The sequence below is a fragment of the Comamonas sediminis genome, assembly GCF_041107495.1.
GTDB lineage: Bacteria > Pseudomonadota > Gammaproteobacteria > Burkholderiales > Burkholderiaceae_C > Comamonas > Comamonas sediminis.
Window position 1 is genome coordinate 20,199 of record NZ_JBGBDC010000010.1, and the last position, 21,025, is coordinate 41,223.

Annotated in this window: 21 protein-coding genes; 19 read left to right on the forward strand and 2 right to left on the reverse strand. The window is 60.4% G+C overall.

The window, feature by feature from the left end; all coding sequences use genetic code 11:
* Positions 1–20: 20 nt before the first annotated feature.
* From AB7A72_RS20520 to AB7A72_RS20610, 19 genes are all read left to right on the forward strand, one after another.
* On the forward strand, positions 21–248 hold the full coding sequence (locus AB7A72_RS20520) for a hypothetical protein (protein WP_369460995.1): 228 nt from the start codon (positions 21–23) through the stop codon (positions 246–248).
* The gene (locus AB7A72_RS20525) at positions 245–1,756 is read left to right on the forward strand and encodes a phage portal protein (RefSeq protein WP_369460996.1); all 1,512 of its coding nucleotides are present in this window, start codon (positions 245–247) and stop codon (positions 1,754–1,756) included. The genes AB7A72_RS20520 and AB7A72_RS20525 overlap by 4 nt, the downstream gene beginning before the upstream one ends.
* An 85-nt stretch (positions 1,757–1,841) precedes the next feature.
* Positions 1,842–3,902 carry a ClpP-like prohead protease/major capsid protein fusion protein gene (locus AB7A72_RS20530; protein ID WP_369460997.1) on the forward strand — a complete coding sequence of 687 codons (2,061 nt, stop codon included), beginning with the start codon at positions 1,842–1,844 and terminating at the stop codon, positions 3,900–3,902.
* Positions 3,903–3,956: 54 nt separating this feature from the next.
* Positions 3,957–4,277, forward strand: a complete 321-nt coding sequence (locus tag AB7A72_RS20535) for a DUF2190 family protein (RefSeq protein ID WP_369460998.1) — start codon at positions 3,957–3,959, stop codon at positions 4,275–4,277.
* 5 nt (positions 4,278–4,282) lie between these two features.
* Positions 4,283–4,597, forward strand: coding sequence for a head-tail joining protein (locus tag AB7A72_RS20540; protein ID WP_369460999.1), 315 nt, complete (start codon positions 4,283–4,285; stop codon positions 4,595–4,597).
* A complete protein-coding gene (locus AB7A72_RS20545) occupies positions 4,597–5,010 on the forward strand; it encodes a hypothetical protein (protein ID WP_369461000.1) in 414 nt (137 codons plus the stop codon). The genes AB7A72_RS20540 and AB7A72_RS20545 overlap by 1 nt, the downstream gene beginning before the upstream one ends.
* Positions 5,011–5,033: 23 nt before the next feature.
* Positions 5,034–5,834: a phage tail tube protein gene (locus AB7A72_RS20550; protein WP_369461001.1), complete on the forward strand. Its 801-nt coding sequence runs from the start codon at positions 5,034–5,036 to the stop codon at positions 5,832–5,834.
* A 96-nt stretch (positions 5,835–5,930) separates the two neighbouring features.
* Positions 5,931–8,657, forward strand: coding sequence for a phage tail tape measure protein (locus AB7A72_RS20555; protein ID WP_369461002.1), 2,727 nt, complete (start codon positions 5,931–5,933; stop codon positions 8,655–8,657).
* Entirely contained in the window at positions 8,654–9,046 is a 393-nt protein-coding gene (locus AB7A72_RS20560; RefSeq protein ID WP_369461004.1) for a hypothetical protein, read from the forward strand. The genes AB7A72_RS20555 and AB7A72_RS20560 overlap by 4 nt, the downstream gene beginning before the upstream one ends.
* Positions 9,047–9,048: 2 nt before the next feature.
* Positions 9,049–10,758, forward strand: a complete 1,710-nt coding sequence (locus tag AB7A72_RS20565; RefSeq protein ID WP_369461005.1) for a hypothetical protein — start codon at positions 9,049–9,051, stop codon at positions 10,756–10,758.
* A gap of 9 nt (positions 10,759–10,767) precedes the next feature.
* The gene (locus AB7A72_RS20570) at positions 10,768–12,690 is read left to right on the forward strand and encodes a hypothetical protein (RefSeq protein WP_369461006.1); all 1,923 of its coding nucleotides are present in this window, start codon (positions 10,768–10,770) and stop codon (positions 12,688–12,690) included.
* Between the two features lie 9 nt (positions 12,691–12,699).
* Entirely contained in the window at positions 12,700–13,878 is a 1,179-nt protein-coding gene (locus tag AB7A72_RS20575) for a hypothetical protein (protein ID WP_369461007.1), read from the forward strand.
* Complete coding sequence (locus AB7A72_RS20580; RefSeq protein WP_369461008.1) at positions 13,878–15,254, forward strand: hypothetical protein; 1,377 nt, start codon at positions 13,878–13,880, stop codon at positions 15,252–15,254. The genes AB7A72_RS20575 and AB7A72_RS20580 overlap by 1 nt, the downstream gene beginning before the upstream one ends.
* Positions 15,251–15,688, forward strand: coding sequence for a hypothetical protein (locus AB7A72_RS20585; RefSeq protein ID WP_369461009.1), 438 nt, complete (start codon positions 15,251–15,253; stop codon positions 15,686–15,688). Before AB7A72_RS20580 ends, AB7A72_RS20585 begins: the two co-directional genes overlap by 4 nt.
* Before the next feature lie 10 nt (positions 15,689–15,698).
* Entirely contained in the window at positions 15,699–17,594 is a 1,896-nt protein-coding gene (locus AB7A72_RS20590; RefSeq protein WP_369461010.1) for a hypothetical protein, read from the forward strand.
* Positions 17,595–17,866: 272 nt separating this feature from the next.
* Positions 17,867–18,202: a hypothetical protein gene (locus tag AB7A72_RS20595; RefSeq protein ID WP_369461011.1), complete on the forward strand. Its 336-nt coding sequence runs from the start codon at positions 17,867–17,869 to the stop codon at positions 18,200–18,202.
* Positions 18,199–18,831: a glycoside hydrolase family protein gene (locus AB7A72_RS20600; protein WP_369461012.1), complete on the forward strand. Its 633-nt coding sequence runs from the start codon at positions 18,199–18,201 to the stop codon at positions 18,829–18,831. Before AB7A72_RS20595 ends, AB7A72_RS20600 begins: the two co-directional genes overlap by 4 nt.
* On the forward strand, positions 18,831–19,034 hold the full coding sequence (locus AB7A72_RS20605; RefSeq protein ID WP_369461013.1) for a hypothetical protein: 204 nt from the start codon (positions 18,831–18,833) through the stop codon (positions 19,032–19,034). The genes AB7A72_RS20600 and AB7A72_RS20605 overlap by 1 nt, the downstream gene beginning before the upstream one ends.
* The gene (locus AB7A72_RS20610) at positions 19,031–19,564 is read left to right on the forward strand and encodes a hypothetical protein (RefSeq protein WP_369461014.1); all 534 of its coding nucleotides are present in this window, start codon (positions 19,031–19,033) and stop codon (positions 19,562–19,564) included. The genes AB7A72_RS20605 and AB7A72_RS20610 overlap by 4 nt, the downstream gene beginning before the upstream one ends.
* Before the next feature lie 58 nt (positions 19,565–19,622).
* Here AB7A72_RS20610 and AB7A72_RS20615 read toward each other — a convergent pair whose 3' ends face one another.
* Together AB7A72_RS20615 and AB7A72_RS20620 are read right to left on the reverse strand one after the other, a co-directional pair.
* On the reverse strand, positions 19,623–20,051 hold the full coding sequence (locus tag AB7A72_RS20615) for an SHOCT domain-containing protein (RefSeq protein ID WP_369461015.1): 429 nt from the start codon (positions 20,049–20,051) through the stop codon (positions 19,623–19,625).
* A gap of 96 nt (positions 20,052–20,147) precedes the next feature.
* The gene (locus AB7A72_RS20620) at positions 20,148–20,435 is read right to left on the reverse strand and encodes a hypothetical protein (protein ID WP_369461016.1); all 288 of its coding nucleotides are present in this window, start codon (positions 20,433–20,435) and stop codon (positions 20,148–20,150) included.
* Positions 20,436–21,025 lie beyond the last annotated feature (590 nt).

Sequence of the window (21,025 nt, forward strand, 5' to 3'; positions counted from 1 at the left end):
CGCGGAAGAGGAACCAAAGCATGAGTCAAGCCACCGACATGCTCAGCCAGTACCTGCAGGCCGAATCTGCAGTGCTCAGCGGGCAAACCATCAGCTTCAATGGCCGCACCCACACCCTGGCTGACCTCGAAAGCATTCGAGCTGGCCGTAAGGAGTGGGAGAAGAAAGTGGCTGCAGAGCAGGGCGCTGCGGGCGCCACCTTTGGCGGCAAGGGATTTGCCGTGGCCACGTTTGGGCGTCGTCTATGAACTACCTTGACCAAGTCATCGCGGCCGTCAGTCCTCGCTGGGGTCTGCGGCGGGCCCAGGCGCGCCACGTCATGGCGCAGTACGAGGCAGCCCGCCCCAGCCGCCAGCGCCTGTCAAGCCAGGCGGTGGGATCGATCAACGCGATGGTCCAGGCCAGCGCGTCAGCTGTCCGGGCCCAGGCGCGAGATCTTGAGCGCAACCACGATATTGTCCGGGGCGCATTGCGTGTTCTCGTCAATAACGTCGTCGGTGCAAACGGTATCGGCATTGAGCCGCAGCCGCGCACCGCCAAAGGTGAGGTGCATGAGGACTATGCCAACCAGCTTCGAGGGGCCTGGATGTTGTGGCAGAAAAAGCCCGAGGTCACCCACCGCCTGCGCTGGCCATTGGCGCAGCGGTTGATGGCCTACACCTGGTTGCGCGACGGTGAGGCATTTGCCCAGCAGATCATGGGTCCGCTGGCCTCGCTGGAGCATGGGTCGGCTGTGCCGTACTCTCTGGAGTTGCTGGAGCCTGATTTTGTACCGCTCGACATGAGCGACCCAGGCAACAACCTGCGGCAAGGTGTTCAGTGCAATGCCTGGGGGAGGCCCGTGGGATACCACTGCTTCAAGGGTGATCCGCGCGAGGTTTTCAACCTCGCCACCAAGGTGGTGCCCGCTGATCGCATGTTGCACGTCGCCACCATTGACCGGCTGCACCAGTACCGTGGAATGAGTGAGCTCGCCAGCGTCATCACGCGGCTCGAAGACCTCAAGGACTTCGAGGAAAGCGAGCGCATTGCTGCGAAGGTTGCTGCAAGCCTGACAGCCTATGTAAAGCGCAATGAGCAGTATGGCGGGGAAGGGAGCCCGCAGGGTGGTGGCGCGCCGAGTGCTGATGGCCAAAGGCCAGTGCGCGAGTTGGAGATGATGCCGGGCATGATCATTGACACCCTGGAAGTGGGCGAAGAGATCGGGATGATTGACACAAAACGGCCCAACCCCAACCTGGTTGCCTGGCGTGCTGGCCAGCTCAAGGCGGTGGCCGCCGGAATGGGGGCCAGCTACAGCAGCATCAGCCGTGACTACGACGGCAGTTACAGTGCGCAGCGGCAAGAGTTGGTTGAGCAATGGATCCATTACGCAGTGCTGGCCGATGAGTTCGTCAGCATGTTGGTCCAGCCAGTTTGGGAGAGCTTTGTCCGCACTGCGCATCTGTCAGGTGTCGTCCGCTGCCCTAAGGATGTTCCTCTGGAAAACTCGGACGATGCATTGTTTGTGGGCCAGGCTATGCCTTGGATAGATCCTTACAAGGAAGCGATGGCAATGGAGAAGCTGGTCAAGAACGGATTTGCAAGCGAGGTGGAGGTCATCCGCAAGCGTGGCCAGAACCCGCGCGATGTGCTCGACCAGATCTCTGCGTGGCGAAAGGATGTGGATGGCCGAGGGCTGGTGTTCGCCAGCGATGCTGCCAACGACACTGCCATGCAGGGCGCTGCCAAGGCGCAGCCAGGCGACGAGGAATGAATTCTAAAAATACTGCAATCTTTTAGTACAAATTTCAGGAGCGTTTTTAGAAACTTGAGCCCATTGAAATCAATGGGCTCTTTTTATGTCTGCAGCACAAGCGCAACCCTGGTACACCGTACGTCACAAGACGGCTATCTCTGCGGCCGCTGCAGGCGTTCAAAGCGCTGCAGAGGTTCTGATCTACGGTGACATTGGCGAAAGCTGGTGTGATGAAACCGTAGCTGCCAAGGACTTCGTTCGCGAAATCTCAGCTTTGGATGTGACTGAGCTGACCGTGCGCATCAACAGCTACGGTGGCAGTGTGACCGATGGCATGGCCATCCATAACGCGCTCAAGCGTCACAAGGCCCATGTGGTGACGGAAGTCGACGGATGCGCGTACAGCATCTCCAGCCTGATCGCGCAGGCGGGCAGCACGCGCCGCATGGCCTCCAACGCTTTGATGATGGTTCATGCCCCCTGGGATGTCGTCTTGGGCAACGCTGCCGTCATGCGTGAATACGCTGACTCGCTCGATCAGTACGCCACGGCTATGGCAACAAGCTTTGTCGCCAAGGGTGTAGCCCAGGCCGATATCGATGCCTGGCTGGCCGATGGCAAAGACCACTATTTCACGGCTCAAGAGGCCCTCGCGCAAGGCCTGATTGACGAAATCTCCGACCCCCTTCCTATTGCCGCATCCGCTCATGTGCGAGATGCAGCGCAAGCCCGCTACAGCCGCCAGCCAGCGGCCGTGGTGCAACCCCGTGCGGCCACCGCCGCGATGCCAACCAAGGAAAACTCCATGGATAAACCAGAAACCCAGGCGGTGCAGACTTCTGTCGTAGCCGCTGCCCCTACGGCTGTAGCCGCGCAGGATCAGCAAGCTATCGTTCAAGCCGCACTGCAGGCAGACAAGGAGCGTCGCCAAGCGATTGCTGCTCAGTTTGCTCCCTTTGCGCAACGCGAGGGCGTCTCTGCTCTCCTGCGTCAATGCGAGGACGACAGCGCAACGACTGTCGCTGCAGCTGGCCAGAAGCTGCTGAGCCATATGGCTAAAGGAGTCGAGCCCATTGCTGGCTCGGTCGTGACTGTGGCTGATGAGGCCGATGTGCAGCGCGCCGCCAAGGTCAAGGCCTTGCTGGCCCGGGCCGGCCTGGGTAAGCAAGATGGTGCCAACCCGTATCGTGGTCACACCCTGCTGGAGATGGCGCGCGCAAGTGCCGCTCGTGCCGGCGTGGGCGTGGGTGACAAGATGCAAGTGGTGGCAAGCGCATTCACGCATTCCACCAGTGACTTCCCCATGCTGCTGCAGGAAGTCGCTCGCAGCGCAATGTCGCAAGGCTACACGGAAGCTGATGAAACCTTCCCGCTGTGGACGCGTGCAGGCACGTTGAACGACTTCCGCCCGTCCAAGCGCGTTTCGCTGGGCGCCTTTGCCAACCTGGATCTGATCCCCGAAGGCGGCGAGTATAAGTCGGGAACCATCGGCGAGAGCGGTCAGAGCGTTGTGCTGGCCACCTACGGCAAGATGTTCTCGATCACTCGCCAGGCCATCATCAACGACGACCTGGGCGCGTTCGCGGCCATCCCCCGGGCCATGGGCCGTGCCGCTATCCGTACTGTGGCTGATCTGGTTTATGCCGTACTCAACGGCAACCCAGTGATGGATGAAGACGGCAAGACGCTGTTCCATGCTGACCATGGCAACCTCCTGCCTGCTGCTGGCATCACCACTGACAGCGTTGACGCCATGCAGTCGGCCATGGCCCTGCAGAAGACCAAGGACGGCCACGTCACCAATGTGCCGCTCAAGTACCTGCTGGTACCTGTTTCGCTGCGCGGCGCCGCGAACACCGTGCGAGCTTCCGAGTTTGCCGTCGGCGCAAGTGCCAAGAACAACACGGTGCCCAATATCGTGCGCGAGTCGTTCGAGGTGATCGCTGATGCGCGCCTGGATGCCAAGTCTAAGCTGGCGTGGTATGGCGCGGCCGATCCCAACCTGTACGACACCGTGGAGGTGAACTACCTGGATGGCAACCAAACGCCATACCTGGAGCAGCAGCAGGGATGGACGGTTGATGGCACCGAATTCAAGGTGCGCATCGATGCCGGCGTCTCGCCCCTCAATTTCCGTGGCTTGGCTAAAAACCCAGGTCAGTAATCCTCGGCGCCCAGCCAGTCGGCTGGGTGCAGTCAACGCAACAGGAGTTAATCCATGAAGAACTTTGTGCAACCCGGGGATGTGCTGGACTACACCCCGACCGCTGCTGTGGAAGGCGGAACCCCCGTGGCCCTGGGCAAGCGCGTAGGCGTCGTCGTCAACTCGCTGGCCGCCAACCAGTTGGGCGCTGTGCGTGTGTCTGGTGTGGCCGTTCTGCCCAAGGTGGCCGCAGACGTTCTGGGCCAGGGTGATCTGGTCTACCTGACGGCAGAGGGCCTGATCACCAAAACTGCCACCAGCAACACGCCAGCTGGTTACGCCGCCTATCCGGCTGCGGCGGATGCCGCCACCGTAAGCGTGCAGCTCAACGGCTAAGGCAAATGGTCGCCAACATCGCCCCTTTCGCCGCCATCCAGCAGCGTACTAACGCTGCAGTGATGCAGCGCCTGGCCAATGCGGTTGCACGCGTGGATGGGGGTGAGCCGTTTGGGGTGATCTTTGAGTCGCCTTATGGCGATGCCTTCGGGGGTGATGTCGACAGCCGGTCGCCGCAGTGCAAGGGCTCGGCGGAAATGCTCGGTTCTCTGCAGCGCGGCGCAGCGATCTCGATTGATGCGACCACCTACCGAGTGCAAGACGTGGAGCCCGACGGCGCTGGCCTGGTGTTGGTCCGCCTTATTCAGGAGATCGACTGATGTACGCGCTGGAGCCGCAAATCGTTGCTCGCTTGGCACAGGCGCTCCCCGATGCGCAGGTGGTGGGCTGGTCTGAGGATGCAAGCCGCAAGGTGCCTGCCAACAAGGTGCTTCTGGTGGTTCGCTTGGATGACACCCCTGTCAATACGAGCAATCAAAAGGCTGCATCTATTGGCGCGGCGTGGTCTGTGGCTCTTGCGGCACGCCGCGGCTCCGGTTCGGTTGATCTTCTGGATGGAGCCTTCGATGCCAGCTTCCAAGCACTGCACGACTGGGCGCCGGAGCCGGTGAGAGGCCGTCCCTGGGACTACCTGCATTACCGGCGGGCCAGTCCCATGCCTGATCAGGACGACGGCGTGTTTGGTGTGGTCATGTATTTCGAAACTGCTGCGATCTATCGCAGCGGCAACTAACCCTTCAACCTTAGGAGCCCGACATGGCTTTGAAGTACGAAACGAATCAGTATGTCATCCCGCGCGGTCGGGTGTTTTTCAACCTCCAGCGCGCAGACGGCACCTTCGCGGGTGAGTACCCCTTTGGCAACTGCCCCGGCGTGTCGCTCACCATTGACACCGAGAAGGCTGACCATTACAGCTCTGAAACCGGCCTTGCGCAAAAGGATGCTGCTGTCGTGGTGCGCATCGACCGCACTGGCTCGCTGACTTGCGACAACTTCAGCCCGCAGAACTTTGCGCGCTGGCTCTCTGGTACTGCTGCGCGCGTGACGCAAGCCGCCACCCCTGTAGCGGATGAAGAAATCACCGTGTCCCCTGGCTATTTCTACCAGTTGGGCGCCACGCCTTCCAAGCCGCTGGGCGTGCGAAACGTCACAGGTGTGGTTGTCAACAACGAGGCTGGCACCACGCCTTATGCGGCCGGTGAGGACTACGAGGTGGATTTGCCAACGGGCCGCATCCAGATCCTGGCGGGCGGTGCCATTGCGGAAAACACCAAGGTAAAGGTGAATTACACGCCAGTCGCCGGCTCGTATGACGCCGTGAAGTCTGGCGGCAGCTCGGAGCTGACCGGCAGCCTGCGCATCGTGTCCGACAACGCCATTGGTGGCAATCGCGATGTCTTCTGCCCTCTGGTCACGCTCACCCCGAGCGGTGACCTGCCGCTGATTGCCGAGGGCAACAGCACCGACTTTGCGCAGATGGAGTTCGGCCTGGAGGTGCTCAAGAGCGCCAACGCGGAAGCCATCTACGTCGACGGCCGCCCGGTCCCTGGCGTCTAAGTCCTAAAACCATCCTGGCCAGGCCATGCCGGCCGGGTGGTTTGCATTGTTGTTAGTGCCCGCTGACGGCAATGCAAACCATAGAGCACATATCGCATGGCATTTAAACCCATCAACATTCTGATCAACGCCAAAGACAATGCGTCTGCGGTGTTCGACGGCTTGAGCAACAAGATCAAGTTGGTGGGGGCGAGCATTGCCGCATATTTCGGTGTGCAGGCGTTCGTCGGCGCAGTCAAGGGCGCGGCCGATCTGCAAGCTGCCATGTCCAAGGTAGAGGCTGCTACCGGCGCTACTGCCGCCGAGATGAAGACGATGGAAGGCGCCATCGCAAAAGCTATCTCGGGTACGCAATTCACTGCAATTGAGGCAGCTGGTGCGCTTGAGAACCTGGGTAAAGCCGGTCTGTCGGCTGCCGATGCGATCAAGGCATTGCCTGCAGTAATCAGGCTCGCCGCTGCTGGCAGCACTGATCTGGGGGCGTCGGCTGATTACGTCACCAAGGTTGTGATGGGCATGGGCCTGTCGTTTTCTGATGCCGCGCGCGTTGCGGACGTACTGGCCAAGGGTGCGAACGCCACCAACACCAGCGTCGATGGCCTTGGCCAGGCGCTGAGCTACACGGCCCCTATTGCCCGTACCTTGGGTGTCAGCCTTGAAGGTGTTGTGGCCATCATCGGTAAGTTGGCAGACGCTGGTATTGACGCCAGCCGTGCGGGTACAGCTCTCAACTCGATCATGAGCCAGTTTGCCGATCCGGCGAGCAAGTTCCGGCAGGAGCTGTCTGCAGCCGGCATCACGACGAACGACTTCGAGAAAGCTCTGCAGCAGCTTGCTGTGGCAGGGCCCAAAGGAAGCAAGGCAATCAACGCGGTTGGCCTGGAGGCTGGCCCTGCCTTGCGGTCGCTGCTCAACCAGGGTATGGCTGCATTGTCCGGGTTGAAGAAGGAGCTGCAGGATTCGAGTGGCAGCGCCCAGAGTTTTGCGGACATCCTGAAGAACAATCTGAATGGCAGTCTTGCTGCAATGTCGCAGGCTTGGACGAGTGTTACCAACACCCTGACCAAGCCAGTCCTGCCTGTCTTGCAGGCGGGGGTAGAAAAGCTGTCGGAGACATTCCGCGCCTGGGTGGCTGATGGAACCATCGGCAAGATGGGGGATGCCATTGCGAAGGCCTTTCAAGCGGGCATAGATTGGGTCACCAAGTTCGTCGCCAGCTTTGACCTGGATGCCCTGACAACCAAGATCCAGACATGGGCCAACGAGGCGGGCGCAGCTTTTGAGGCCATTGGCAATAAAGCCAATGCCGCCGGCGCCATCATGCAGACGGCATACGGTGTGATGTCGGCGGGTGGTAACACTGTCATGTCCGTGCTGTATCTGCTGGGCGCAACAGCGGCCGGTGTCCTCGCAAAAATCCAGGAAGGTCTAGCCTTGCTGCTCCAAGGCATGGCCAAGATTTCGTTCGGCGACGTGTCCAAGCAGTTTGCGGATTTTGCCAAAGAAGTAGAGATATCCGCTGGTGCGACTGGCGCTGCAGCTGAGGCTCTCGCTGATAAGGCCTCGGAGGCGTTTGACAGTGCGACAGAGGCTGCTAAGACTGCTCAGAATGGGTTTGGACGCTTCAGCGACGCTATGGCGAAAGGTAGTGAAGAGTCCAAATCGCTATCTGAGGCGAGCAAGGCTGCTGGCCGTGCTGTTGCTGAGGCTGCAGCGAAAACAGAGGCTGCCGCAGCTTCTGCGGCCGTTAAAGCGAAAGCTGACGCTGCTCAAAAATCTGCGTTGGCCGATCTGCAGGCGCAATATAAAGCTGCTATTGATTCGGGTAATTGGCAGAGGGCTGTAGAGCTTCAAGACCAGATTCGCAAGGCGGTAGCCGGGGTTACTGATGAGTTCAATAAACAAGGCGCTCCAGTTGAAAGCGCTGCCGAGCGGGTTAGTCGTGCGTTTCAGGAGCTGGGGGTTACCAGTCAGGCGGAGTTGAAGCGTATGGCTGAGGCTGCTAAAGCGAGCTTTGAAGCCATAAAGAACTCAGGCGATACCACTCTTGCAGACAAGGCGAATGCCTGGAAGTCATATGCGGACAAAGCCATCGCCGCAAATAACGGCGTTGCTTCATCGTCAATTCAGGCTGAGGCTGGAATGCATGGCTTCAAAGTGGAGGTTGATGCTGCTGGTAAGGCAACCATTCGTCTGATGGAGCAAGCTGCAGGGGCGACAGGTGGGGTTGGGGATGCTGCGCGAGATGCTGCTGCAGGATTCGTCCAGATGGGGGAAGCTGCGGAGAAGGCGGCGCAGCAGGCTGCTGAAGCTGCTCGGAAATCCTCAGATCTTGCCGCTGGCTATCAGGGGCATGACAACATGGGTCACGCCACCCGCAGCGCCGGCGGGTGGACCTGGATGCGGATTGTCGACGAGCTCAAGCAGCGCGGCCTGGATGAGGAGTCAGCCCGCAATGCCGCTAAGGACTTCACCGACGCCCAAGGAAACGTGCAGTACTACAACAATGCCGGCCAAAACAAGTGGCGCGGCAACACCCTGTCGGACGCCCTTGGCAACGTGGTCCAGGACTACTTCATGAACGGCAAGGGCAAGGAAGATGCGCTTGCCAAGGCGAGGCAGGACGCGCAGGAAAAGAGCCCTGCTGTCACTGCGCCTGCGCCAAAGCCCACCGCTGCTGCGCCTGCGGCAGCCGCTGCCACGGTGATCGTAAACATCACCCTCGAGAACACCAGATACACCGTTCCCACCACTGACCGAGGCCGCAATGATATCGAGGCCTTGCTCAAGCAAATCGGCTATGCAGCCCAGGTGTCCCAATGAGTAGCGCAACCCACACCCTGGCCGGCATCGCCATCCCGCGCGGCATGCTCTGGATTGATGAGCATGACTGGCTGCCGGTCCAAAAGGAGAAGTCCTATAGCTGCGAAGGCGCGCTGCTGTTGGATGTGGGCGTCAAGCTGGCCGGGAGAGCGATCACGCTGCAAGGCGAGGAAGATGCCGGGTGGATTGAATTGAGCGTACTCAATCAGGTTTACGAGCTGGCCAGCCAGCCCACTCAAACCCATCTGCTGGTGTTGGCTGATGGGCGGGAATTCGACGTGCAGTTTGACGCAGTGGATGACGCCATCGGCGCGCGCCGCATTGGCCGTCCAGAGCTGCCCAAGGCCGACTGGCCATTCGTTGCAACCTTCAAACTCATCACGGTATAACCATGCCCCTTCTGACCGGTGACATCCGCTTTGCGCGCAGCGCAAACATGGCCGACGTGCCCGAAGGCGGTGGCCGCCCGTCTGCCCAACTGCTCACCAGCGGCCGCAGCAATGAGATCTTTCCCGACATCACCGAAGAGACGCGGACTGTCGGCCGGGTCGAGATCTATCGCATCTACGGCGTGCTGCGCAATGCCGATCGCACGATGCTGGGCGGCGCCAATGTGATCATCGCCGAGCCGCCGGCCGACCCGAATGTGTCGATCACTATGCTGTCGCTCAAAAACTCATTTGCCACGCGGGCCGATATCGCCAAGCGAATCGAGAGCGGCATGGCCACGGGATCGGAGTGGTCAGGCTACCTGTTGGAAGACCATTTCACGACCATGCGCAGCATTCAGCTGCTGCAGCGCGTGGGCATGGCGCCGCCAGTGCTTGGCAAGACCTATGTGCTGGTCTACAACGAGGGTCTGGCCGGTGAGCGCCGCCAGCGCATCCGCATCAAGAACACGTCGGTGATCGTGCGCACCTTCACACAGATCATCAACAACCAGGCGGTGGACTTCGATGCGCAGGTGGCCACTTGCGAGTTGTTCGACGCCCTGAGCTACGACTTCCCCGGCAGCCCCCCGGTGCGCACGTATGCCCGCGACACGAGTAAGACAGTGGTCCGTGAGACGGTCTACTCGGACTCGGGCATGTTCTATGGCGCGTCGCGCCTTACCGTGGCCACCCAGATCATCGACACCTGGCTGCAGGTCGCTTCTGTGTACACCCAAGTGGTGCCTAACAGCAAGAGCGAAGTGGCGTCGGTGGACCAACAGCCCAGCGCGCGGCGCGTGATCACTTTGGCTGAGACGCCGCGAAAGGTGGAGGTCGGCATCACCCCGCATACCCAGCGGTTCAAGGTCGATGAGGTGAATGTAGGTTTGGTGTACGTTTTCCAGTGCACCCCCATGCCGGAGCCTGGAACCATCTTCATCGATTATTGGTCGCTCGGTCAGCGCTACACCATCGCAGACGATGGCCAGGGCAAGCTCGAAGGGCAGGGCGGGGGTTCCGTTAGCTACATGACGGGCGCTGTCAATCTGACGCTGAAGGCAATACCTGATATCGGCAGCACCATCTGCCTGAGCCATGGCGCCCGGGTTTCCTATACCAGCCGATCGAGCCAAGGCGCAGCGGTGCGCGCGCCAGAGTATGCCTTTGTGATCGAAACCGAGAGTGCGGGGGATCGTGTGGTGCCCGGGACTCTGGTGATCAAGTTCACCAGTGCGGGTGTCGTGCGCACCGTCACAGATGCCGCCGGAAAGCTGGCCGGCGATGCAACTGGGGTGATTGACTACCCTAGTCGCTCGGTGTTGCTGCGGCCCAAGTTCATGCCAGATGCAGGTGCAGAGTTGCTGATCGACTGCGACACCGAGTCGCTGGTGACTGAGATTCTCGCGCCTAGCGCGCCTGATCCGGCGGGCTTTATCGCGCTCACCTTGGCGCAGCAGCCTGCCGCTGGAACGCTGCAGATCAACTGGGTGACCGCGCGCCAGGTGAGCAACACCAGCGGAGGCCAGCTCACAACCACGGAGGCGGCCAAGGATGCCACTGTCACGTACACCATCCGGGCTGTGCCTGAGTACTACGAGCCCGCTGCGCAAGCCACAAGCACCATTCCAGCTGGCGGTGCCCCGATCGTCTGGAACCAGTCCGCATATTAAGAGGCAAGCATGGCAATTCAATACGTAGCGCGGCCATTCGCCCTCACCACCAGCGGTGCCAATAGTGCGTCTCTCACGCAGGAAACCGGCACCACGAGCGATAACCGCATCATCTGCTCGCGCACTGTCACGGACGATGGCGCCGGTGCATTCATTAGCGGCATGGGCACCGTTGCCTATGCAGAAAAGCAGGTGTCCCTTAAAGTCGTGTCGTACGACCGGACCAGCAGCGCTTATAAGAGTGATTACGAGGATGCCAAGGAATTCGAGCGCGTCGTGACAGATGGCTCCGGCTCAAGTGCCAGTAATACCCGCAAGGGTGGGTCATACGGCACAACCGCCGTGGGCGAAGAGGTGCTAGGTGGTTCCTCTGTGGTGGCCAGCTACCGAGTGGGCGCTGGTGTGCCGGTGCACAAAACCCAGACCTTCACGCCTCCAGCCGTGGTGCTGGACCTGTGCCCCTATACATCCCAGCGCATCGTGGCAGGCAGCGTCCAGTTCCGCTGGATGGGTCAAACCTATGCAGACTTTGAGGGCGTCATCTATCGTGGCCGCACTGAGTCTGACCCAGGTATTGCCTGCGGAAAGATTGATTACGACGCTGGCACGGCCTTGATGAATGATTACATCGTCGGCGGCACCGGCCCCACGGATTTCCAGCTGCTGAGCCTGTGGACGCAGGCCGCGCAGTGGAGTACGGCAAGCCTGTTCTTCACCACCGAGGCATCGCCCCTGCGAGCGGGTGCTGGTGGCTTTGTGCTGACGGTGGTAGACACCAAGGGCACAACGCTGACCGCCAATGTGGATGCGCAAGGCAATATTACCGGTCTGCACATGCGCGGAAAGATCGAGTTCAGCCGTGGTGGCGTGGAACTGATGTTCGGTGACTACGTGCTGGATGCCGACCTGACGGCCGCTGAAAAGGCGGAGTGGTGGTATAGCGCTGCCGACGTTGGCGCCGTGCAGCCAGGGCGGATCTGGCGGCCTTGGCCCGTGGACCCGACGACATTGCGCTATTCGTGCGTGAGCTACATCTACCTGCCGGTCGATGTCTCGCTGATGGGCATTGATCCTGCTGCTCTGCCGCCGGATGGCCGGGTTACTTATGCGCGGCCTGGTGACACCTGTGTGATTGGTGTGAAGCACGGCGGCGTGGAGTTCGCCCCTTTCGTGGGGCAGGTTTACAGCTTGGGCTACGAGCGGCTCTCGCTTGTTCAGGTGTTGGGCTCAGATGGCGCGGAGATTTTCACGGGCTACACCGCTGACCTGGATGCGGGCAAAGTGACCTTTACGGATCTGACGGGCTACCCGGCCAAGGTGAAGGTAATTGGCCGAACTGAGGTTTATCGCCAGATCGCAGAGGTGCGGATCGATGGCAAGGTGAAGCTGACCCAGCCCGTGGGCTACGCCTTCCCTGCCGGCGCAGTGTTCAGTACCGCACTGCGCCAAGGGGACCGCTTTGCGCGTGTCTCCCGTGCATACAGCCAAGCGCGATGGAGTGGCACGACTTGGTACGACGGTGTAGACCCTTCGATTGGCGAAGCGACGGCCAAGTACCAGGCCGACATCGTACCTATCGAGATCAGCAACCGTGGCGCTATCACTGAGCGCTGGGCCCTGCGCATCCGTACCGATGGGATCACGTTTGATTTGATCGGGCAGCACATCGGCCAGATTGCCAGCGGCACGATCAATGCCGACTTTGCGCCAATGAACCCCGCAGCCGGCGTTCCCTATTTCACGATCCGGGCCACTGGCTGGGGGGCTGGATGGATCGCAGGCAACGTGGAGTTCGTTGACACCATCGGCGCCGAAGCCCCTATTGACCTTATGCGATGCACTCAGCCATCCAGCCCCGCAGGGATTGATGACAGCTTCTGGATCGTCCAGCGCGGCGATGTGGGTCGCGAGCCCGAAAGCACATTCTCTTAAGGAACATTCATGGCATCCACAGTAGATACCTCTGTCAAATTCGCGCACTCCAGCATGCCTGGTGCTCCCGTCATCAATGGCCAGGCTGGAAGCCGCCTGTCCGCTTTGAAAGCCTTCCTAGTAACTGGTTTTGGAGTCAAGGCTGTGGACGCAGGGGGCACCATCAGTGCTGGTAAATGCCGGCTGCCCTTTGGCTCCGGTGCGAGCGCTGCGGCACCCAATAGCGTGGTACTGGTCTCTGGTGCCACGCCGGCAGCGATCAATGGTGAGCAGAAGGTTACTGCGGTAGGCGCTGCCTGGGTAGAGTTTGCGACCGCTTTGCCAGATGGCCTCGTCACCGGAGGCGGCATCTCATTCAAGATCGCTCCGCTCGGATGGGAGGAGGTGTACTCCAAAACCAACGTCTCTGTGTTTCGGCCCACAGATCCGCGAGGCACTCGGCCGTATTTGCGTGTGGACGACAGCAATGCTCTGTATGCCATCGTTCAGATGTTCGAGACCATGTCAGATGTTGACACTGGAACGAATGGGACCCCGGCGCGTTTCTGGTTTGGGAGAAGTTCTGCCAGCGCAACTGGTGTTGTGTGGACGATGGCGGGAGATAGCCGGGCCGTCATCTACGCACCGCACCCTTTCACTGCCGGCCCGGGCGTCTGGGCGCAATACGCAGCGCAGATGAACTTTTTCGGGGACCTGCTGAATTTCCGAAGTGGAGATGCCTATTGCGCTGTGATCTCCGGCGCGACCGATACTGCAGTTAGCGATGTGTCGGGGGATGTGAGCCAAACAGGGGCGAACGGTGTCCATGTCATGCGCATTGCTGCTGGCATTGGAACGCAAGCTTCGGCATCCCTTCAATCGTGGGCCCTCGGTACCAGCGGCGCTCCTTCTGGCAATCACATGGGCTCCGCGCCTGCGCGGGCAGATGCCAGTCTCCGGTTCGCTCCCATCCTCGTTTCAGACGGAGGTGCATTTGTGGTCAATGGTCCTCGGGGTGCCTTCCCGGGCATCTTCCATTGCCCACAAACGGGCGTCAGCAGCATGGTCGAGAACGGCCCTCAGCAGACTGCTGGGTCGGGTGACTTTCTGGGGCGCTCCCTGCTTTCAGCGTATGTGGGCGCGCCGCAGACAAACGGGCCACAGGGCGTTGCATTCATCGACATCACTGGTCCCTGGAGGCCTCAGTAATGGCGGCCCGCTATTGGCGGCTTGTTGGCCTGCAGGTTCCGACCGGCATGTCCGTGGCCGTGCTGCAAAGCCTGAAAGCCTTCGACGCTACAGGCGCGGAATTGACGGCGATGGTCTCAGCCTCCGTGCCGCCGACGTCAGGGTCTCCGAGCGCACTTCCCGCTTCTTGGTCTCGGCAAGATTTTGTTGCATCGGGTTTCGCGATCCATCTGGATATGGGGGTGAGCGTCAACATTGCCCGGGTCTCTGTCCAGTTACAAGGCCTCTCGTTTTCGACCTTTGGATCGCTTCAGCAACTCAATTCGGGGGCTTGGGAGCATGTGTTGCGCGTCGGGGAGGATCCTTACTTCGACAATGTAGGCCTTCTCTGGATTGCGCAGGATTGGCTCGATCGCTCCCCCAAAGCGTTTGAAATGATGCGAGGGGGCGCGCCTGAGTTGGTCAAAACTGGCAAATGGGGCAGCGCTGCTAAGTTCATGGGAGGGAGCTACTTGAACCTGCCCGCAAGCAATGCGCTATCCCCTGACACGGGTGGGAAGCTCACCTTTGAAGCATGGGCAACGTGCGATGTTGGCTCGGATAGGGCGAATGCGCTAATCAGCGTCTTTTGTGGCAGCTTTGAAAGCAGTGATCGCTGCTATCAGATCAACCTATCGGTCGCGGCGGGCACTGTGACGGCACAGATCGTCGTTTGGGGCGGTTTCGGTAGTTCTAACGTTGTTGGAAACCTTTCACAAACGGTCACCGGGGACGTTACGACCGAGATCTATATCGGTGCCTCATTTGATGGGCTGCAGCTTACGTGGTGTGTCAATGGGAGCCTGATGACCACCACCATGACAGGCAGTCCGATATCGGGCCCTGGTGTGACATGCATCGCCCGCGATCCAACCCGTGAGCCGCAAGGTTTTGACCGGGACTACAAAGGCATCATCGGGGCAATGCGAATTACCAAAGGAGTGGCGAGGGACCTGAGCTCGGTTCCGCTGGCACCTTGGCGGTCTGGCGTGCACGATTTTCCAGCTCACCAACTCGCTCGTACCAGTGCTCTATCTGGTCAGGTTGCGCCAGTCGGTATGCACAGACTGCACGGGACCTCTGTTGCCAAGGATTGCGAGTTCGGCGGACCTGGTCGCATCTGGGGCACCAATGAAATTGAGACTTCGCCAAATTCGCGCATGCCCACGGGCGGACGCGTGGTGTTGCTCCGGCAGCGCGACAAGATTCTGGTTCGTGAGACCTGGGCTGATGCGGCCACCGGCGCTTGGGAATTCAAGGGGATCGATCCACTGCCCGAGTATCTTGTGCTTGCTGAAGACCTCGAGGGCAACTACCGGCCGGTGGCTGCCAACAAGCTGACGCCGGAGGTCGCATGAGCGTAGGCGATTGGGAAGTATCTTCTGCCCTGATAGTGGCGCAGTTGCTGGGCGCGTTGGTGCGCGCCGATGCAGGCACGCAGCCATCCCGACTGGCGCTCTACACCACATCCAGGCCAGCCAGCATCTTGGAGGGCCACGCTGACACACCGCAGGCAGTGATTGTGCTGGCTAAGCCTTGCGGCGCCATTGTTGAAGACCAATTGGTGCTGTATGTGGCTGATAACTCGGGTGCCATGGTGGCCGCATCCGGCGTCCCCCGTTGGGCAGAATGGATCGCAGGGGATGGCACCGTGCTGACGCGCTGCGATGTCACGGATCTGGAAAATGGTGGCGGCATCCGCGTGCTGGGAAGCGCCACGCCACCTGGCGATATCTCGCCCATGCTGTACGCCGGCGGCAAAGTGCAGCTGGGCCTCATTGCCTTGACCTAAGAGAGCAGCCGTGTCCCGCACTGACCTTGTCTTCAACCAGCAAGCAGAGCCGATCAAGGGCGGCCCTGTGCGCCTGGTGTTTGGCGCCGGCTCCGATCTGCCGCTGCCCACTGTCATCCTGGAGGGCGGCGGCACCATCACCGGCCTGCGCGGGCATGCCCAGCTGCGGTCAGTAGTCGTTGCGAGAGGTGGTGGCCGGATTTCCGGGCTTCGTGGCCACGCCCAGATGTCGTGGGACGCCGATGTGAGCCGAGGCGCTCGCGTGGGCCTGGAGTCAGCCTGGCAAGAGGCATTCCCCGTGGCCATGGCAGTGGCGCCTGCCTGGCAAGAGGCCACCCAGGTGCGCAAGGCGGCCATTGCGAGATGGCAAGAGGCCGTGCCTGCCCACTACGTCCTGGCCACCCATTGGCAAGAGGCGCAGCGCCTGCGCTCTGCCAGCCGATCAGCTTGGCAGAGCGGCATCGGTGTGCGTGCAGGTCTGGAATCGCAATGGCAAGAGAGTGTGAGGCTCCGTGCGGCCGCACGCGGCCACTGGCAGGAAGCGCGTCCGCTGCGCGCCGGCCTCGATACGCATTGGCAAGAGGCGCTGCGCCTGCGGGCGGCCGTCCAGCCTCATTGGCAGCAGGCGAACCCTGTGCGCACGGCCATTCACAGCCGTTTTACCGATGGTATGCCTGTGCGGGTGCCGGTGCGCTCGCACTGGCAGGAGGCAAACCGGTCAGCACCAGGCCGTACGGTGGTCGTGCCTCCGGTTAAGCCTCCGTGCTATGTACCCGCTGTCCCTGTATCGCTGGTGTTCTTTGACCCGGCGGATAGTTCACTGCCGGCCCGCTTGGTTTTCAGATGCGGCACCCGTGCCGGTCCAGAGCCTGGCGAGCCCATCGTTATACCTATTCAGAGGACATATATCGTGCTCAACAGTATTGGTTTGCGCCGCGTGAGCGATGGCGCGGTAATTTCTGCGGTGGCCTTCAGTATGGCATTGGGTGTGGATAGCTGGACCTGGAGCTGGCAGGCGACTATTCCTGGGCGGCAGCTTGGGTTGATCGCATCTGATACGGATGATCCGGTGCAGGTTTATGCGCTTATCAACAATGTGCCTTACGTGCTCTTGGCCGAAAGATGGCAGCGTGAGCGTAGGTTTGCAAGCGATCAAATCAACGTCAGTGGCCGCGGCCTAAGTGCATTGCTTGATGCACCTTACGCGCCAGTAGTCAACCACGGGTCGCAGGGTGGTTTCACTGCGCAGCAGTTGACGCAGCACGTTCTCACGGCCAATGGCGTGCCTCTGGATTGGGTGGTGGATTGGGGGCTGACGGATTGGCTGATCCCCCCTAATGCGTGGAGCTTGCAAGGCAGTTACATGGCGGCTCTCACCGACATTGCCACTGCCGCTGGCGGCTATATCCAGCCGCACAACACGCTGCAGCGCCTGCATGTGTTGCCACGCTATCCCAAGCAGCCGTGGCTATGGAGCACGCTCACGCCCGATTACCAGTTGCCCAGCGATGCAGTTGAGGTCGAGGGGACTGAGTGGGTGAGAAACCCTGCCTACAACCGCGTGTATGTCAGTGGCGAAGGCGCTGGCGTGCTGGGTGAGGTGGTGCGCGCTGGTACGCCGGGGGACTTTGATGCGCCGATGGTGACGCATCCTTTAATTACCGATTTGGAGGCAGCTCGGCAGCGCGGCATCGCCGAGCTTTCTGCAGCCGGATCCAGCCAGACCGTTTCTCTGAGCATGCAAATTGCGCCCCAGACCGGCGTTATCAAGCCAGGCAAGCTCATTCGATACGTAGATCGGAGTGGTCCGCGTCTGGGCATTGCTCGCAGCACATCGATTTCATGGGATGGAGCTGCAAAGCTGCGCCAACAAATTGCACTGGAAGTGCCGGAGACAGTGTCATGAATCTCGCAAAGTTGTTTGAGCAGGTCTTGCCAAAGCGTCCACTGCAGGTCGGTGATGTTGTGGAGAGTGATGGCTCCATCTGCACGGTGGAGTTGCCCGGGGGCGGGCGACTGCGAGCCAGGGGTGACATGGAAGTGGGTGAGAAGGTATTTGTGCGGGACGGCGTGATTGAGGGGCAGGCCCCAAACCTACCCCTCATGTCGATCCAGATTTAGGAACCGAATTTTGTCAGCAAGGGTGAGCATTTTTTTTATGAATGGGGGTGTCATGTGATGCAAAACACGGAAATCAGCATGCCGGTTACCAAGGTCACCAGCGTGGTTACATTGGCCACTGCTGCACAGACCGATGTGGCGGACAAGCTTGCCCAGGCTGCGACCATCAATTCCAGTTTCGAAACCTGGTTCTGGGTGAACTCGATTCCATGGGGCAATATAGCTTCCATCGTGGCTGTGCTCTACACGGGGCTTCTGATCTGCGAATGGTTCTGGAAAAAGCTGTGGCGGCCGGCGTTTGAGCGCTGGGGGTGGATCAAGCCGCGTAAGACGCGTGTAGTCCTGTTTGAGGACTACCAAAAAATGACCGAAACGCAGAGGGCCGAGCTATGAGCCGCGTTCCCAATGCTTTGCGCACTGGCCTGGTGGCCTTGGGCATCCTCCTCGGGGGAGCAGGTGGCTACGTCGTCTCCGGGCGCGACAAGGCCGCAGCCCAGGCGATGGCCGAGCGGAGCCAGTACATCCAGGCCGTGGCCGCTGACCCTGGCACATCCGAGGCGGTCAAGATCGCCATGGTGATGGGCAGCTACTACGAGAGCAGCTACCGGCACATTGGCACGCCCTACGTGGATAAGCTGGGCAAGGGTCAGCCCCTGACGGTCTGCAACGGCATCACGGGGAGCGCAGTGGTGGCTGGCCGGTATTACACGCCGGCCGATTGTTACGCGCTTGAAAAAGACCGCTACCAAGCGGCCGAGCGCACGGCCATGGGCATGTTCCGCCTCTGGTCCACCTACACCCCGCTGCAGCAGGCTGTGTTCATCGACTTCATACACAACAAGGGCGAGGGCGCGCTGTACACCTCGACCCTGCTGCGCAAGGCAAATGCGGGCGATGTGGTGGGTGCATGCCGCGAGAACCCGCGCTGGAACCGCGGCACGGTCAATGGGGTGTCGGTGTTGCTGCCAGGCCTGCAGGCCCGGGGCGATGCCAATGGCGAGATCTGCGAGGAGGGCTTGTGATGTTTGAGCAGTTCAAAAACCCTGATCGCAAGACATACAACGGCGTGGCCGCTATGGCGGCTGTGACTGGCATCCCGCCAGCTGAAATGGCCTGGATGGCCAAACGCATTCAAGCCTTGGTGAAGGCCGGCACGCCCAGGGCGCAAATCACCTTGATGGTGAAGGAGGAGGCCAAAGCTCGGCCCTGGGAGCAAAAACCATGACCACCGGTGTAATTCTGCGAATTCTGGCCTGCTTGGCCCTGTTTGGCACCGGTGCGCTGGTCAATGGGTGGCGCATGAGCGGCCAAGTGGCCAGGTGCGAGGCCGAGCAAACCCAAGGCCAAGCCACCCGCGCCCAAGCAGCACGCGCCGACGAAACCCAAACCGCGAAACTGGAGAGCAAGCATGCCCAAGACACGATCTACAACGCCGACCGCCTGGCGAACCTCAAGACTGGCATTGATGTTGATGTGCGCGCTGAGCTTGCCCGCGCTGAGCGCCTGCACCGCGACACCGACAGCCGAGCCGCCACTTATCGTGCGCAAGCCCAAGCCGACGCCGCTGCCCGCAGCGATCTTGCAGATAAAGCCTCAGCCCTCGACCGACAGCTTGCAGAGGGCCTCGGCGTGGTCGCGAGCCTCGGAGGCGATCTTAAACGGAGAGACCTCGAAGTAGCCGCGCTCTGCGATCAGGTGAACATCGAGCGCCGGCTGAGCGGTGACGATAGCGATCTGGCCTGCAGCCAGAAATAGAAAAGCCACCCCGGCGCCAATATGGCCCGGGGTGGCTTTTTTCGTTTGTGCGCAAGTATTAAGGGGTGGAGCTGCTAAGCAAAGCTCTCTTCTGCTGATCGAATTCTTCAGCGGTCAGGACGCCCTGATCTCGCAGGTTCACGAGTTTAGACAATTCGTCAGCGACTGAGATTGTTGGGGCAGAGGTGAGCGGGCCCGTGAAAGCTTTTGGTTGTGCGCTCGAAATGGCGCGCAGTGACTCAAGTTGCTTCTCATGCTCCCGCTCGCGCTCCTTGGTGCGCAAATACTCATCCCTTTGCCGTTCCGAGTATTGCTGTCTTTCGGCCGCAAGATCCTTGGTGACCAAAACGACGATAAGTCCAACCAAAGGCGACAGCAGGAAAGACAGCAGGAAAAATCCCCATCCGCTGCGCCCCCTAGAGATTGCTAATGAGGTGACGCCCCAGGCCAGCAGCGCCCAAATAAATAAGACGATGAAAAGTTCCAAGACTGATGCTCCTATGACCTTCTGAAGGATTTGGTTACAGGATCATAGCCTATGCGTATGCTGGAGAGATTTCAAGCCTTCTTCCCGTCGCTCGGCTCAAAACGGCACATCTTTGCTCAGTGAGTCCATGAAGTCGGCAGACGGGGTGGCAGTCTTGGGCGGCAAGTACTGCCCAGGATTGTTGAGCACGCCGGTCGAGGTCTTCCGGTATTGCTCCCACATCTCTTCATCCGTCTCTGGCACCCACCTGTCAATGAGCGAGCTTTCTATGCAGATCGCTTCCGGGTGATCGTCTTTGATGTGGTCCTCAGTGCAGCGAAAGCGGGTGGTCTTCCACTTCCCCAAGTCCTGAATTTTCCAAAAGTAGTGCTTCTCAAGTTTCATGCTGACCTCCTAGATGTACTGTATATTTATACAGTAAAGCGAGTAAGTCAAGAATTCCCTCTTGATGCCGGGCTCAGCCAAGAGTGCAAATGAAATGCACGAATTGTGCACGGAAAGCAAGAATAATGGCGCCAATGCTTGATTCTCGATCCCGGCTCGGGGCACCACCCGGATGATGCGTGGCTGGCGTTGGCGCGATGCTGCGGCAGACACGCCGGTGCCTGGCGATGCGTGCACCCCACGATCGTCCGCACGGTCTTGCGGAACACCATCTATGCTGCGGCAGGCTGGCGGTCATCGGCCAGCTTCCAAGAGCACTCTTTCTCTCTCCATCTCCACCTTCGTCTCCGCAGCGTCCCCGCCGGCGCACGTCCTGCAGGTCCTCCATCGCTGATAGTGACAGGTGCCAGCCCATTGCGCGGGCGTCTTGATGACGGTGCGAGCGCTCGCAGGCCTGATCCGCACCGGCTTGCCATTCCACCCCGGCGGTCGCGCCGCAGATGGACCAGCGGCGCAGGGGGCGTGCGTTATGCCAGGCGCGCGCATCCGCGCAGACCGCCGCGTTGGAATGTTCAGCCCCTTGCGCTGGG

Bases quoted from the DNA above. Each gene is read 5' to 3' on its own strand.
- AB7A72_RS20570 (WP_369461006.1), top strand. From the start codon at position 10,768: ATGGCAATTCAATACGTAGCGCGGCCATTCGCCCTCACCACCAGCGGT.
- AB7A72_RS20555 (WP_369461002.1), top strand. From the start codon at position 5,931: ATGGCATTTAAACCCATCAACATTCTGATCAACGCCAAAGACAATGCG.
- AB7A72_RS20545 (WP_369461000.1), top strand. From the start codon at position 4,597: ATGTACGCGCTGGAGCCGCAAATCGTTGCTCGCTTGGCACAGGCGCTC.
- AB7A72_RS20610 (WP_369461014.1), top strand. From the start codon at position 19,031: ATGACCACCGGTGTAATTCTGCGAATTCTGGCCTGCTTGGCCCTGTTT.
- AB7A72_RS20530 (WP_369460997.1), top strand. From the start codon at position 1,842: ATGTCTGCAGCACAAGCGCAACCCTGGTACACCGTACGTCACAAGACG.
- AB7A72_RS20535 (WP_369460998.1), top strand. From the start codon at position 3,957: ATGAAGAACTTTGTGCAACCCGGGGATGTGCTGGACTACACCCCGACC.
- AB7A72_RS20620 (WP_369461016.1), bottom strand. From the start codon at position 20,435: ATGAAACTTGAGAAGCACTACTTTTGGAAAATTCAGGACTTGGGGAAG.
- AB7A72_RS20585 (WP_369461009.1), top strand. From the start codon at position 15,251: ATGAGCGTAGGCGATTGGGAAGTATCTTCTGCCCTGATAGTGGCGCAG.
- AB7A72_RS20580 (WP_369461008.1), top strand. From the start codon at position 13,878: ATGGCGGCCCGCTATTGGCGGCTTGTTGGCCTGCAGGTTCCGACCGGC.
- AB7A72_RS20600 (WP_369461012.1), top strand. From the start codon at position 18,199: ATGAGCCGCGTTCCCAATGCTTTGCGCACTGGCCTGGTGGCCTTGGGC.
- AB7A72_RS20540 (WP_369460999.1), top strand. From the start codon at position 4,283: ATGGTCGCCAACATCGCCCCTTTCGCCGCCATCCAGCAGCGTACTAAC.
- AB7A72_RS20520 (WP_369460995.1), top strand. From the start codon at position 21: ATGAGTCAAGCCACCGACATGCTCAGCCAGTACCTGCAGGCCGAATCT.
- AB7A72_RS20550 (WP_369461001.1), top strand. From the start codon at position 5,034: ATGGCTTTGAAGTACGAAACGAATCAGTATGTCATCCCGCGCGGTCGG.
- AB7A72_RS20565 (WP_369461005.1), top strand. From the start codon at position 9,049: ATGCCCCTTCTGACCGGTGACATCCGCTTTGCGCGCAGCGCAAACATG.
- AB7A72_RS20605 (WP_369461013.1), top strand. From the start codon at position 18,831: ATGTTTGAGCAGTTCAAAAACCCTGATCGCAAGACATACAACGGCGTG.
- AB7A72_RS20560 (WP_369461004.1), top strand. From the start codon at position 8,654: ATGAGTAGCGCAACCCACACCCTGGCCGGCATCGCCATCCCGCGCGGC.
- AB7A72_RS20575 (WP_369461007.1), top strand. From the start codon at position 12,700: ATGGCATCCACAGTAGATACCTCTGTCAAATTCGCGCACTCCAGCATG.
- AB7A72_RS20595 (WP_369461011.1), top strand. From the start codon at position 17,867: ATGCAAAACACGGAAATCAGCATGCCGGTTACCAAGGTCACCAGCGTG.
- AB7A72_RS20525 (WP_369460996.1), top strand. From the start codon at position 245: ATGAACTACCTTGACCAAGTCATCGCGGCCGTCAGTCCTCGCTGGGGT.